Genomic DNA, 13,874 nt, shown 5'->3' with positions numbered 1-13,874 from the left:
ATAAAGAAATCTATTTGTGCTTGTTTAAAAGCATAAAAAGGCGAAGTATCTTTGAAGAGAATACCTCGCCTTTTACTTACTATGATAAGATTAAAACTTAATTGAATCCAATTTAAATTTTGACAATCATTTTACCTTCATTGCTTCCTTTGAATAATCCAATAAAGGCTTTTGGGATATTGTCGAATCCTTCTACGATGGTCTCTTTATAATTGAGTTGTCCTTCATTCACCCATATTGATAATTGGTTTATGGCTTCAGGGAATCGATCCATGTAGTCACGTACAATAAATCCTTTTATTAAAGAACTGGTTTTTAGAATAGCTGGTAGTATGCGAGGTCCCATCGGTATGTCAGTAGAGTTATACAATGAGATTTGTCCGCAAAGAGCCATTCTTGCATAACGATTGAATCTTTGAATGACATAATCTGTAATGTTACCTCCAACATTATCATAATAGCAATCTATGCCATTAGGGCAATACTTATCAAGCATTTCTTCAACATCTTCTGTTTTGTAGTTGATAACCTCATCATATCCAAAACTATTCCTGAGTAACTCGACTTTCTCTTGAGTTCCTGCTATTCCCACAACGCGGCATCTTTTTATTTTTGCAATTTGTCCAACTACTGTGCCTACAGCTCCTGCTGCCCCCGAAACAACTACAGTTTCACCTTCTTTAGGGCGACAGATATCTGTTAACCCAAAGTAAGCTGTTAATCCAGGCATACCTACTATTCCTAGATGATAACTAGGAGATATTCCTGGGAATGTTTTTGAAATTTCTTTTTCTGAAACGATACAAGTAGTAGCCCAAGGTAATAACCCATGAACTGTGTCGCCTTTTTTGAATAAATCGGAATTACTTTCCACAACAGTAGAAACAATACCTCCTACTATGGGCTGACCTAATTCAAATGGTGGAACATAAGATTTGCTATCACTCATTCTTCCTCTCATATAAGGGTCGACAGATACATACAGAGGTTGAAGCATTACTTCTCCTTTTTGTGGGGACCCAACATTTACTTCTTCAAACCTAAAATCTTCAAACTTTGGAACTCCTATAGGGCGAGTTGCTAATACTATTTGTTTCGCTTTCATAACATTAAAGTTTATTTTTGTATATCATAGAGCCATTTTATTTCTTCAGCCCAGATTGTATCATCTGGTGTTTCCAAAATAATAGGCATATCATCAAAACGTGAATCATTCATCATTTTAACAAAGAAGTCTTTTCCAATAAAACCTTTTCCAATACTATCGTGACGGTCCACTTTAGATCCTAATTCTTTTTTAGAGTCATTTAAGTGAATTCCTCTTAAATATTTAAATCCAACTTCTTTTTCAAAATCATCAAAAACCTCATCATATTTATTTACTAAATCATATCCTGCTGTAAATGTATGACAAGTGTCAATGCAAACACCTACACGAGATTTGTCTTCTACTCGATCTATAATATGGCGAAGGTGTGAAAATTCAAATCCAAGATTAGTTCCTTGACCTGCTGTGTTTTCGATCACAGCAGTAACACCTTTTGTTTGATCAAGTGCTATATTTATGCTTTCAGCAATTCTATTTAAGCAAGCTTCTGTATCTATCTTTTTAAGATGACTTCCAGGGTGGAAATTGAGAAGTTGTAAACCCAGCTGTTCACATCTTTGCATTTCATCTAAAAATGCTTTTCTACTTTTAGCGAGTGCTTCCTCTTCAGGATGACCCAAGTTGATTAAATAGCTATCATGGGGCAATATGTGCTTAGAAGAGAAACCATACTTCTCACAGTTTTCTTTAAATTGATCTATACTTTCATCTGTAAGAGGTTTGCTTACCCATTGTCTTTGATTCTTGGTAAATAAGGCAAATGCTTTAGCTCCTATTTCACTAGCATTAATGGGTGCGTTTTCAACTCCTCCTGATGCACTAACATGTGCTCCTATATATTTCATTCTTTTGTAATAATTTAGTTATATTGTGTGTGTAAATAGTTTAAAATATAAGAGAAGAAATACTACTTTATACAGAATAAAGCTGTTGATATAAAGTTCTATAGTGGCATAGTTTCTTCTCTAGCTACATCAATAACATATAAAAAGCATTAGAGTTCATTTCTAATAGTCGATATGTAGTAGCGTAAAAATTGAATATTCAATAGTAATATGGGTGTATTATACTTAAGTTTGTAGGTGTATTATACTTTAATATAGAAGATGAAAATATATCATAAATTCTTATTATACCAAAATAAACTCTTAAGACCCTACGTCGATGTGTCTCTAAAAATTGTTGAGGCTTTGACTTATGTAGCGTCACTGATTTTTATTCTCACCATTGTTTATCGTTATGGTTATGATGTAACATCAGAACAGTTACATACAATATCTCTTATTTATAAGAGTGTTTGGATCCTGTTTTTGATCGATTTTTTTCTTCATATTTTTTTGAGCTATAGTGATACCAAGCGAGAGTATAAAAAGACAACTTGGGTATTGAGTATTCTTTTAATGCTTTCTCTTATACCTGTTATCTTTAAACGACCAGAAGAGAGTGGTGGTATTTTACAGTTTTGGGAGTTTATGAGTAGTAAGACCTATCGTTCTGGGTTGTTACTGGTATTTTCATTATTTAATCTATCAAATGGATTAATTCGATTGCTGGGTAGAAAAACGAATCCTGCTCTTATGCTGGCAGGGAGTTTTATTGTCATCATAATTATAGGTTCTGGTTTGTTGATGCTCCCCAATTGTACTGTTGATGGGATTAATTGGGTAGATTCTGTCTTTGTTTCTACGAGTGCTGTTTGTGTTACGGGGTTATCTCCAGTAGATATTGCTACTACATTTACACCAATAGGATTAACTATAATCATAATACTTATACAAATAGGAGGACTGGGTGTAATGACATTTACCAGCTTCTTTGCTATGTTCTTTATGGGGAATACATCTGTATATAATCAGTTGGTAGTAAGGGATATGATGAGTACTAACTCCTTAGGCTCTTTATTCTCAACCTTAATGTATATTTTATTTTTCACCTTGGTTATAGAGGGAATAGGAGCATTTGCTATCTGGAGCTCTATTCACGACACCCTTGGTATGGGCCTAAATGAAGAAATAGCATTCTCTGTATTTCATTCTATTTCGGCATTCTGTAATGCTGGTTTTTCTACTTTGCCAGGAGGAATGGGTGACCCTTTAGTATTTAGTCAGAATAGTATATTTATATATGTTTCACTATTAATAGTCTTGGGTGGAATAGGATTCCCAATACTTGTGAATTTTAAAAATGCCCTTAAGATTAGATTTCAGCGCTTAGTCGCTTTTGTAAGACACCAGAATCCTCCGCATATCTATCGGCTATACAGCTTAAACACTAAAATAGTATTATATACCTCAGGAATATTAATTTTAGGAGGTACTCTTCTAATAGGGTTTTTAGAGTGGAATGGAGCATTGGCAGGTATGGGTTTCTTTGAAAAAATAACAAAGGCTTTATTTATGGCTGTTTCACCTCGTTCTGCGGGGTTCAGCTTTATTGATCCAGATACATTACGTGTACAAACCTTTTTTATTTTCCTTATATTTATGTGGATTGGTGGTGCTGCTCAGTCAACAGCAGGTGGAGTTAAGGTCAATACTATTGCTGTGGTTTTTCTTAATGTAATGGCGATGCTAAAGAGATCTGATAGAATAGAAGTATTTGGAAGAAAAATATCCTCTCAATCTGTGCGTAGAGCTCATGCTACTGTATTTATATCTTTAATAGTACTTGTATTATCACTATTCATCTTAACTCTTTTAGAACCGAATATATCTCCATCTTTATTAGGTTATGAATGTGTAGCAGCTATGAGTACCTGCGGTGCAGGCTTAGGTATAACTCCCCTTTTTGGTACTCCTGCAAAATTTTTAATAGTAGCACTTATGCTAGTCGGTAGAGTAGGGATTATTACAATCCTTTTAGGTTTTATAAAACAGAAAAATAAGAGGAATTACAATTACCCAAGTGGTGATATCATTATAAACTAATTATATGAAATACATTATTATAGGATTAGGTAATTATGGTTATGTTCTTGCTGAGGAATTGGCTTCGAGAGGACATGAGGTTATTGGTGCAGATATTGATGAGGCACGAGTAGATAGCATAAAAGATAAGATTGCTACTGCTTTTATACTAGATGCAACAGATGAGTTGGCTTTGTCCTCATTACCCTTGGAGAATGTAGATGCTGTAATTGTGGCGATTGGTGAAAATTTTGGCGCATCTATACGAGTAGTTGCTTTATTGAAGCAGTTAAAAGTAAAACATATTTATGCTAGAGCGATAGATGAAATTCATAAATCGGTACTAAATGCCTTTGATTTAGATGGCGTTCTCTCTCCAGAAGAAGATGCAGCTCGTAGGTTAGTGGAGTTGTGGGAGTTTGGTACACATATGGAAACATTCCGAATAAATGAAAACTACTATGTAGTGAAGTTTGCTACACCTCAAAACTTTATCGGATACTTTGTAAATGAGTTAAAACTTCAAGAAGAGTTTAATCTCAAATTGATCGCTATACAAAGAGAAAAAACAGTGAAAAATGTGATAGGAATCAACCATACCGAGCACTATTTATTAGATAATATAGGAGAAGAGGAAAAGGTGTTTGAGGGTGATGAACTTGTTTGTTTTGGTAAGTACAAAGATTTTAGAGATTTCTGGAAGGCTTGTAAAATTTAGTATGCAAGATGATTTAAGAAAGATTATTCATGTGGATATGGATGCTTTTTATGCTTCAGTGGAGCAAAGAGATAATCCAGATCTACGAGGAAAACCTATTGTTGTAGGCTCTGAACACAAAAGAGGTGTTGTGGCTGCTGCTAGTTATGAGGCGAGAGTGTTTGGAGTTCGTTCTGCCATGCCATCAGTGAAAGCTAAGAAATTATGTCCTAATCTTGTTTTTGTAGATGGGCGAATGTCCGTTTATAAACAAGTATCCTCACAGATACATGAGATTTTCCATCGTTACACAGATTGTATAGAGCCTCTCTCTTTGGATGAGGCTTTCTTAGATGTTACAAAGAATAAGGTAGGGTATGATTTAGCTGTTGATATAGCACGAGAAATAAAGCAATGCATTCATGAAGAGCTAAACCTTGTAGCATCTGCTGGAGTTTCTTACAATAAGTTTTTAGCAAAAATAGCTTCTGATTATCGTAAGCCAGATGGGCTTTGTACTATCCACCCTTCACAAGCTCAAAAGTTTATTAAGCAACTTCCTATAGAATCTTTTTGGGGTGTTGGTCCTGTTACAGCGAAGAAGATGCACAAGATGGGAATACATACTGGCAAAGATTTATTGGAGTGGTCACTATCTGGACTAGTTCATGATTTTGGTAAGATGGGTGGACTTTATTATAATTTTGCAAGAGGAATAGATAATCGCCCTGTTGAGGCTATAAGAATTCGTAAGTCTGTAGGTTGTGAAACCACATTAACTAAAGATATTACGCGTCAATCTTCGGTTATAATAGAGCTGTATCATATCGCAAATGAATTAGTAGAACGTGTCGGTAGGTCTCAGTTCAAAGGATTTACTTTGACTCTGAAAGTGAAGTTTCATGATTTTACTCAAATTACTCGTAGTTGCACAGCGTTGGATACCTTTGAAACGTTGGATGAAATTTTACCTGTTGCTAAAGATTTAATGAAGCAAGTTGATTATGAGAATAACCCCATTCGTTTAATTGGTTTGACGGTATCTAATCCAAGAAATGAAGATGATTCAATAGACTCAGAGTATATTCAGTTGAAATTAGACTTTAAAGACGAAGAGTATTAAAGTTCTAAACGATAGAAATTGGTATCTCTAACTTTGAATCCCATCTTTTGATAAAGTTTATTAGCGGGTATTCGAATTGGACGAGAAGATAATTCAATTCTCCTAACTTGTTTTTCTTTACTTAGATCAATTGCTTTTTGAATAAGCTTTTCTCCAATCCCCAATCCTCTAGCAGAATGATCTACTATTACATCTTCTATAAATGCTTTTTTACCCGTTGGAATAGTAAAAACAACTAAAGCTAAAGAGCCAACAATCTTGTTTTCCTCATTGATAGCAAGAATAAGCTCGGATTCTTGATCGTTAACAAGAGAACTCAGGCTATCAAAAGAAATAGGCTCTCCCAGTTGTGTTAGTTGAGGTATCAAGCATTGCATTGCTTCAATTAGTTTTTGATCTACTGTTTGGGCTGTGGTAATAATCATAGAGCTGTTGTTAAGTATAAGAAATGAAAAAGGTCCTTATCAACAAAGGGCCTTTGGTTATATTCAAAAAGAGATGTAGTCTTACCAAAGTAAAAAACCTTCAGGATAAGATTCTTTAAAATGTTCTATTGAAATAGACTGGTGTACGATTTGTGGATCGTGCATGGATGAAGATAAATCATTTATAGCCATTTTAAAGTCATCATTTTTGAATAATTCAGGATATTGGTCGTGATAAATAGAGTATATCGTAGGACCCAATATATTATGTTGGTTTATACACATAAACTCCTTAATCAAGGATTGGTGGGCTGTTACTACAGTATGATAAATATCCTCGCAAGGATCGTTTGAGTTCTCTTTTATTCTTCTTTCTATAGCCTGATTTTCTTCATAAAAAGAGTATAATTTATTATTTAAGGGAGTTCCTTGAATAGATAAATTAGAAGAAGAGAGAGAAATATTAATATGTCCTGATTCTAAGATAAGCGGAGTAATAGGGGTAGAATCCATAAAGAGTGTAACCATCTGAGGTTTTTTAAAGGTCTTACCCTTCATGCAAAATTCTCCATGAACGATTTGAGCTGAATCAATAGTGACCCATAAAGAAGCATCATCTATGTATTTTAGATAGATGGTTTTTCCACTCAATTGGCTAAGGCTAGCATTGCCTTTAATAGAGTACTTAGAGGTACATGAAGCCAATATTACTAGAGTTACGGATAAAAGTAACAGTTTGTTCATATAATTATTGATGTTCTTAAAAACTGTGTCAAACTTAGTATCTTTGATTAAAAATTAAAACTGTTTTATCTATATTTATAAATTCTCGTTTATTATTTATTTAATAAAGCTTATAAACTCTTTCTACATATAACAGTTTAGTTAACTTTAGCTATTTTTGTAATTATCAGACTTAATATAACATTACAATATCAATGATATTTCGAGTCTAGATAGTACAAAACTTTTAGTTAAAATCCTTTTATTTATGTCTTTAACTTACGCGCCCTTTGCAAAACCTCTATACGTGATGGTAAAACCAGCTGGGTCTATATGCAACTTAGCTTGTGATTATTGTTACTACTTGGAAAAAGCAAATCTTTACAAAGAGAACAGAAATCACGTGATGAATGATGTTTTGCTTGAGAAATTTATTAAAGAATATATAGAATCGCAAACAATGAGCCAAGTTTTATTTACTTGGCATGGAGGAGAAACACTAATGAGACCTCTTTCTTTTTATAAAAAAGCATTGGAACTTCAGAAAAAATATGCAGGTGGAAGAACTATAGAAAATGCAATACAAACCAATGGAACATTATTAACTGATGAATGGTGTGCTTTTTTTAAAGAAAACAATTGGTTGGTTGGGGTTTCTATTGATGGTCCACAAGAGTTTCATGATGAATTTAGAAAGAATAAACAGGGTAGACCTTCCTTCAATAAAGTGATGCAGGGCATTTCTCTTTTAAAAAAACATGGAGTGGAGTGGAATGGTATGGCTGTTGTAAATGATTTTAATGCTGACTATCCTCTTGATTTTTATAATTTTTTTAAGGAAATTGGTTGTCAATATATTCAGTTTACGCCTATTGTTGAACGAATTACACATCATAATGACGGACGACACTTAGCTTCTTTATCTGACAATAAAGAGGTAGAGTTAGCTGATTTTACAGTTACTCCTGAACAATGGGGGAGCTTTTTGTGTACTATATTTGATGAATGGGTAAAAGAAGATGTAGGGAAAATATTTATACAAATGTTCGACTCTACATTGGCAAACTGGGTGGGAGAACAACCTGGAGTCTGTACTTTGGCAAAGGTTTGTGGACATGCTGGAGTTATGGAGTTTAATGGTGATGTGTACTCCTGCGATCATTTTGTTTTTCCTGAATACAAATTGGGTAATATTTATGAAAATTCCTTAGTGGAAATGATGTATAGTAAACGACAACAAGACTTTGGAAATAGTAAATATACGAGTCTTCCCAATCAATGTAAAAACTGTGATTATCTTTTTGCATGTAATGGAGAGTGTCCTAAAAATAGGTTTGCAGTTACGGAAGATGGTGAACCTGGCTTAAATTATTTATGTAAGGGATATTTCCAGTTTTATAGTCATGTCGCTCCCTATATGGATTTCATGAAAAATGAATTGGCAAATCAGCGCCCTCCATCTAATGTAATGGAAGCTGTACAAAAAGGTGAATTTAATAACTTATAATCAAAAAATAACAACACATGAATAAATTAAAAGTAGCTCTGTTGGCTATCGTTGCCTTTGCTTTTGGCAATGCTCGTGCTGATGAGGGTATGTGGTTGCTTCAAATGATGAAAGAGCAACATCTAGTAGATATGATGAAGGAGAGTGGCTTGAAACTCGAAGCAGATGATCTATATAGTCCAAATAAAGTATCTATAAAAGATGCGATTGGTATATTTGGTCGTGGTTGTACAGGTGAAATCATCTCTCCTGAAGGGTTGATCTTAACAAACCATCACTGTGGGTATGGTTCAATACAAATGTTGAGTAGTGTTGAGCATGATTATTTAACAGATGGTTTTTGGGCAAAAAACAGAGGTGAAGAACTACCAGTACCTGGATTGACTTTTGTTTTTGTAGAAAGAATAGTTGATGTTACTGATGTAGTCAATGAGAAGATAAAGAAAGGCGAAATTTCTGAAAATGCTTCTTTTACTCCTCAAGCATTAAATAAAATTGCTGATGAGTTATACAAAAAGAGTGATTTATATAATAAGAGTGGAATCTCTGTTCAATTATTACCATTCTTTGCAGGGAATAAATTCTATATGTTCTATAAAAAGACTTATTCAGATGTACGTATGGTAGCTGCACCACCTTCTTCTGTTGGTAAATTTGGTGGCGAAACTGATAACTGGACATGGCCACGTCATACAGGAGATTTCTCAATGTTCCGTATTTACGCTGATGCTAAAGGTGAACCAGCCGATTATGATGCAAGTAATAAACCTCTTCAAACTAAAAAACACTTAGCAATCTCTATTAAAGGATTAGAAGAAGGAGATTATGCTATGATTATGGGCTTCCCTGGCAGTACAAGTCGTTACTTAACTGTATCAGAAGTAGAAGAGAGAATGGAGGCTTCTAATGAGCCTAGAATTACAATTAGAGGTGCACGCCAAGATGTATTGAAAAAAGAGATGAATGCTAGCGATAAAATTCGTATCCAATATGCCAATAAATATGCTGGCTCTTCCAATTATTGGAAGAACTCGATTGGTATGAATAAGGCAATCATTGACAATGATGTACTAGGAGACAAAACCAAACAAGAAGCACAGTTTGCACAATTTGCTAAAGAAAAAGGGCATGTAGATTATCAAAATGTAGTAACTAAGATCAATCATGTTGTAGAGCAAGAAAAGCCTATCGTATATCAGATGACAGTTCTTGTAGAATCATTCTTTAGTGGTGTTGAGTTTATCAGCCCTTCTTTTGTTTTCCAAGATTTAAGAAAAGCTCTTGAAGAAAAAGACAATCAAAGTGTAGATAGCTTAAAGTCACAAATTCGTGAAACATATGAAGCAATTCACAATAAAGATTATGATCATGAAGTAGACCGTAAAGTAGCTAAAGTCCTTTTCCCTCTTTACAAAGACTTGATAGAGGAATCTCTTCGTCCTGATATCTTTAAATTTATAGAAGAAAAGTATAAAGGTGATTTTGATAAATTTATTGATGAAATGTATGATAATTCAATCATGGCATCGAAAGATAATTTAGAGAAATTCTTATCTAAACCATCTATAAAGGCACTAGATAAAGATTTATCATTACGTTATTCTCAATCGGTGATTGATAAATACATTAATCTATCAGCTGCTGTTTCTACTTTCTCTGATGAAAAAGATCTTCTACATAAAACATATGTTAGAGGTTTATCAGAAATGAAATTACCAAAACCATCTTACCCTGATGCAAACTTTACCATTCGCTTAACGTATGGCAATGTGAAATCGTATAGTCCTAAAGATGGCATTTTCTACAACTACTATACAACAACAAAAGGTATTCTTGAAAAAGAAAATCCAGAAGATAGAGAATTTGTAGTACCTGGAAAACTGAAAGAACTGATCGTAAATAATGATTATGGAAGATATGCTCTTCCAAATGGGGATATGCCTGTGTGCTTCCTAACTACCAATGATATAACAGGAGGTAACTCTGGTAGCCCTGTATTAAATGCTCATGGAGAATTAATTGGTACTGCATTTGATGGAAACTGGGAATCATTAAGTGGTGATATCAATTTTGATGATGATTTACAGCGTTGTATTAATTTAGATGTTAGATATATTCTATTTATTCTAGAGAAACTAGGAGATGTGGGTTATCTGATAGATGAAATGACAATTGTTGAGTAATATTTTATACCTTAGAGGGTTAGAGGCGATGGCTTCTAACCCTTTTTTTATTTCTTATAAAAACTAAACTATGACAAAAAGAAAACTATTAGTTGCACTCCTGTCTATATGCTCTGTGGGAGCGTGGGCAGATGAAGGAATGTGGCTGTTACCTGATCTTAAAACTCAGAATGCGGCTACAATGTTAGAATTAGGTTTGGAAATACCTATTAATGATGTTTATGATGATTCTGCTATATCTTTAAAGGATGCTGTGGTTCATTTTGGACGAGGTTGTACAGGAGAAGTAATTTCTTCAAAAGGTCTTGTCTTAACCAATCATCATTGTGGATATGGCGCTATCCAAAAATTAAGTAGTGTTGAGCATGATTACCTTACAGATGGTTATTGGGCAAAAAATCAATCGGAAGAGCTTCCTTGCGAAGGTTTGACGATTACTTTTATAGATAAAATTTTAGATGTTACTCCTTTTGTAGAGTCTGAGCTCGCTAAAAACGAACAAGAGCGTAATCAAAATTTCTTATCTACCTCATTCTTAAATTCATTAGCTACTAAATTTGCTAAGGAAAATAAAATAAATGTAACTCCTTTTACTGAGATAGAATTAAGACCTTTTTATGGTGGCAATAGATATATGTTGTTTATTAAAACCGTCCATAAAGATATTCGAATAGTAGGAACACCTCCTTCTTCAATAGGAAAATATGGTGCTGATTCAGATAACTGGATGTGGCCTCGTCATACGGGGGATTTCTCGATGTTCCGTATTTATGCAAAAGCCGATGGATCTCCTGCGGAATATTCTGAATCAAATGTTCCCTTAACTCCCAAAAAACACTTATCAATTAGCTTAAAAGGCTTAGAAGGAGATCAGTTTGCTTTCTTGATGGGTTTTCCTGGTAGAAACTGGAGATATATGATCTCCGACGAAGTAGAAGAACGTATGGAAACTACTAACTATCTACGAAAAACAGTTAGAGGCAAACGTCTTGCAGCTTTAATGAGCGAAATGCAAAAAGATGATGCTGTACGTATACACTACGCAAGTAAGTATGCTGGCTCAGCTAACTATTGGAAGAATGCCATAGGTATGAATGAAGGTCTTATTAGACTAAAAGTGATTGATACAAAAAAAGCTCAACAAGAAGAACTTCTTGCTTATGGTAAGAAAATAGGAGATAGTAGCTACCAAAAAGCATTTGATGATATTAAATCTATTGTTTCTCAAAGAAGAGATGCTAAACTGCATAGCGAAGCTCTTTCAGAGTGCTTCATAGGAGGCTTAGATGTTACTCATATACCCTCTACAAAAGATTTGCTTGAGGATCTAAGTAATAAAAAGAAAAAGGCAATAAAGGAAGAAGTATCAGACTTAACAGTCAAAGTACAAAAATACTTTAAAGAGGTTCCTTATCCGTTGGTTGAAAAGAATGTGTTAAAAGAATTAATAGCTATTTATAAGGAAATAATCCCAGAAAATCAGCAAATAGATATTTTGACTTCACGCGATGTAAAATACAAAGGAGATAATGAAGCTTTAGTAAATGACATCTTTACTCATTCAATATTTAGTAATGAAGCCAATTTTAAGGCTTTTGCTGATAAGCCCTCTTTAGTACAATTAGAAAATGATCCTTTAATACGCTTTAAGAATCAAGTGTCTGAAAAGATCAGTGAGTGTAAAGAAGAAATGAAGCACGCTAACTTAGCGTATGATTTAGCTCACAAAGTTTGGGTTGGAGGAATGATGAAACTTCGTCAGGAAAATCATATTCCTATTTATCCTGATGCTAACTCAACAATACGTTTGACATATGGTAAAACACGAGGCTATGAACCAGCTGATGGTAAATGGTATGGATCATACACAACTTTAAAAGGAGTTATGGAAAAAGAAGATCCTACTAACTGGGAGTTCGTAGTACCTGCAAAGTTGAAAGAGCTATATGAAGCACAAGACTATGGTAGATATGCTAATTCTAAAGGAGAAATGCCTGTTTGCTTTATTATCGATACGGATAACACAGGAGGTAACTCTGGTAGCCCCGTAATGAATGGTAAAGGCGAATTAGTAGGTGTTGGCTTTGATAGAAATTATGAAGGCCTAACTGGAGATATTGCTTTCAGACCATCTTCTCAACGTGCTGCAACTGTTGATATTCGTTATGTTTTATTTATAGTAGATAAGTTTGCTGGGGCAAAACACATTATAGATGAATTAACAATCGTTGAATAGATTTGTGCATTCCTGCAAAAGCTATGGTGAACAAAGTATTTATTTCTGTGTTCTATATTGTAGTTTTTGCAGGAATTGCAATTCTAATGAAACATTGTAAACAGTAAAACTTAAGGATATGGAAAAATTTAATGAATTAATCAAATCAGATAGCCCCGTATTAATCGACTTTTTTGCAGAATGGTGTGGTCCTTGTAAAGCCATGATGCCAGTATTAGAAAAAGTAAAAGCTAGTATTGGAGAAAAAGCCAGAATCGTTAAAATTGATGTTGATAAATTTAATGAATTGGCAATGGAATACCATGTGCAAACTGTTCCAACCTTCATAATATTTAAAAATGGCGAATCACTGTGGAGACACTCGGGAATGATACCTGAGAAAGAGCTTAAAGCCATGATTGAACAATATATGTAATTCTTATAATGATGAAAAAATATTTAGCTTTAGTAGCCCTTGTTATACTAGGTGTAACAAGTTTTGCTTTCACAAAATCTTCTGCTATAGATGATGTTGATTCTACGGAACTGACAGATGCTAAGCCCAATAAAGTGAAGCAAATGGATAAGGATATGTTCCTTTCAGAAGTATTTGACTATAAAAATTCCAAAGAATGGGATTTTAAAGGAGATAAACCAGCAGTTATTGATTTGTATGCAGATTGGTGTGCTCCTTGTAGAATGATTGCTCCTATTATAAAAAATCTAGCAGAAGAATATGATGGAAAGGTAACCTTCTATAAAATAAATGTTGATAAAGAAAAAGAACTAGCTGCTTTGTTTAATGTAACAAGTATTCCTCTATTGGTGTTTATACCTAAGGACGGTCAACCTCAATTATTGCCAGGAGCCGCAGATAAAGCAACTTATAAAAAAGCAATAGACGAGTTTTTACTAAAATAACGTTATCCTATGATTGATTAAATTATGCGTTATTAAATTTAGATTATATAAATAGTGCAAAAGAGG

The 13,874-nt window shown here is 34.0% G+C and carries 12 protein-coding genes; 8 read left to right on the top strand and 4 right to left on the bottom strand.

What is annotated here, in order from left to right; all coding sequences use genetic code 11:
• Nucleotides 1-112: 112 nt before the first annotated feature.
• Both K8V80_RS11675 and nfo read right to left on the bottom strand, forming a co-directional pair.
• Nucleotides 113-1,105, bottom strand: coding sequence for an NADP-dependent oxidoreductase (locus tag K8V80_RS11675; protein ID WP_276778240.1), 993 nt, complete (start codon nt 1,103-1,105; stop codon nt 113-115).
• An 11-nt stretch (nt 1,106-1,116) separates the two neighbouring features.
• Nucleotides 1,117-1,953: a deoxyribonuclease IV gene (gene nfo / locus K8V80_RS11670; RefSeq protein ID WP_006745536.1), complete on the bottom strand. Its 837-nt coding sequence runs from the start codon at nt 1,951-1,953 to the stop codon at nt 1,117-1,119.
• Between the two features lie 261 nt (nt 1,954-2,214).
• Here nfo and K8V80_RS11665 point away from each other — a divergent pair, with 261 nt between their 5' ends.
• Genes K8V80_RS11665 through dinB form a run of 3 tightly spaced genes read left to right on the top strand, consistent with a single transcriptional unit; the run spans nt 2,215 to nt 5,834 of the window.
• Nucleotides 2,215-4,035 (top strand): TrkH family potassium uptake protein, encoded by a 1,821-nt coding sequence (locus tag K8V80_RS11665; RefSeq protein ID WP_276778238.1) that lies wholly within the window; start codon nt 2,215-2,217, stop codon nt 4,033-4,035.
• A gap of 4 nt (nt 4,036-4,039) precedes the next feature.
• Entirely contained in the window at nt 4,040-4,732 is a 693-nt protein-coding gene (locus K8V80_RS11660; protein WP_006745534.1) for a potassium channel family protein, read from the top strand.
• A gap of 1 nt (nt 4,733) precedes the next feature.
• Nucleotides 4,734-5,834 (top strand): DNA polymerase IV, encoded by a 1,101-nt coding sequence (gene dinB, locus K8V80_RS11655; RefSeq protein ID WP_276778235.1) that lies wholly within the window; start codon nt 4,734-4,736, stop codon nt 5,832-5,834.
• Here dinB and K8V80_RS11650 read toward each other — a convergent pair.
• Nucleotides 5,831-6,259 (bottom strand): GNAT family N-acetyltransferase, encoded by a 429-nt coding sequence (locus K8V80_RS11650; RefSeq protein ID WP_276778233.1) that lies wholly within the window; start codon nt 6,257-6,259, stop codon nt 5,831-5,833. The genes dinB and K8V80_RS11650 overlap by 4 nt on opposite strands.
• 81 nt (nt 6,260-6,340) lie before the next feature.
• Nucleotides 6,341-7,003, bottom strand: coding sequence for a DUF4369 domain-containing protein (locus K8V80_RS11645; RefSeq protein WP_006745531.1), 663 nt, complete (start codon nt 7,001-7,003; stop codon nt 6,341-6,343).
• Nucleotides 7,004-7,250: 247 nt separating this feature from the next.
• Here K8V80_RS11645 and K8V80_RS11640 point away from each other — a divergent pair, with 247 nt between their 5' ends.
• The 5 genes from K8V80_RS11640 (at nt 7,251) to trxA (K8V80_RS11620) (ending at nt 13,808) form a co-directional block, all read left to right on the top strand.
• A complete protein-coding gene (locus K8V80_RS11640) occupies nt 7,251-8,489 on the top strand; it encodes an anaerobic sulfatase-maturation protein (RefSeq protein WP_006745530.1) in 1,239 nt (412 codons plus the stop codon).
• Between the two features lie 17 nt (nt 8,490-8,506).
• Nucleotides 8,507-10,672, top strand: coding sequence for a S46 family peptidase (locus K8V80_RS11635; protein WP_276778229.1), 2,166 nt, complete (start codon nt 8,507-8,509; stop codon nt 10,670-10,672).
• Nucleotides 10,673-10,742: 70 nt separating this feature from the next.
• Nucleotides 10,743-12,908 (top strand): S46 family peptidase, encoded by a 2,166-nt coding sequence (locus K8V80_RS11630; protein ID WP_276778227.1) that lies wholly within the window; start codon nt 10,743-10,745, stop codon nt 12,906-12,908.
• A gap of 118 nt (nt 12,909-13,026) precedes the next feature.
• Complete coding sequence (gene trxA / locus K8V80_RS11625; RefSeq protein WP_276778225.1) at nt 13,027-13,323, top strand: thioredoxin; 297 nt, start codon at nt 13,027-13,029, stop codon at nt 13,321-13,323.
• 11 nt (nt 13,324-13,334) lie between these two features.
• Nucleotides 13,335-13,808, top strand: a complete 474-nt coding sequence (gene trxA / locus K8V80_RS11620; RefSeq protein WP_006745526.1) for a thioredoxin — start codon at nt 13,335-13,337, stop codon at nt 13,806-13,808.
• Nucleotides 13,809-13,874 lie beyond the last annotated feature (66 nt).

It is taken from the genome of Bacteroides coprosuis, assembly GCF_020741705.1.
In the GTDB taxonomy this organism is placed as follows: domain Bacteria; phylum Bacteroidota; class Bacteroidia; order Bacteroidales; family Bacteroidaceae; genus Bacteroides_E; species Bacteroides_E coprosuis.
The sequence above is the reverse complement of the archived record's forward strand: the minus strand, read 5'-3'. Positions and strand labels throughout refer to the sequence as shown.

Bases quoted from the DNA above. Each gene is read 5' to 3' on its own strand.
- nfo (WP_006745536.1), bottom strand. From the start codon at position 1,953: ATGAAATATATAGGAGCACATGTTAGTGCATCAGGAGGAGTTGAAAAC.
- K8V80_RS11650 (WP_276778233.1), bottom strand. From the start codon at position 6,259: ATGATTATTACCACAGCCCAAACAGTAGATCAAAAACTAATTGAAGCA.
- K8V80_RS11635 (WP_276778229.1), top strand. From the start codon at position 8,507: ATGAATAAATTAAAAGTAGCTCTGTTGGCTATCGTTGCCTTTGCTTTT.
- trxA (WP_006745526.1), top strand. From the start codon at position 13,335: ATGAAAAAATATTTAGCTTTAGTAGCCCTTGTTATACTAGGTGTAACA.
- dinB (WP_276778235.1), top strand. From the start codon at position 4,734: ATGCAAGATGATTTAAGAAAGATTATTCATGTGGATATGGATGCTTTT.
- K8V80_RS11665 (WP_276778238.1), top strand. From the start codon at position 2,215: ATGAAAATATATCATAAATTCTTATTATACCAAAATAAACTCTTAAGA.
- K8V80_RS11660 (WP_006745534.1), top strand. From the start codon at position 4,040: ATGAAATACATTATTATAGGATTAGGTAATTATGGTTATGTTCTTGCT.
- trxA (WP_276778225.1), top strand. From the start codon at position 13,027: ATGGAAAAATTTAATGAATTAATCAAATCAGATAGCCCCGTATTAATC.
- K8V80_RS11640 (WP_006745530.1), top strand. From the start codon at position 7,251: ATGTCTTTAACTTACGCGCCCTTTGCAAAACCTCTATACGTGATGGTA.
- K8V80_RS11630 (WP_276778227.1), top strand. From the start codon at position 10,743: ATGACAAAAAGAAAACTATTAGTTGCACTCCTGTCTATATGCTCTGTG.
- K8V80_RS11645 (WP_006745531.1), bottom strand. From the start codon at position 7,003: ATGAACAAACTGTTACTTTTATCCGTAACTCTAGTAATATTGGCTTCA.
- K8V80_RS11675 (WP_276778240.1), bottom strand. From the start codon at position 1,105: ATGAAAGCGAAACAAATAGTATTAGCAACTCGCCCTATAGGAGTTCCA.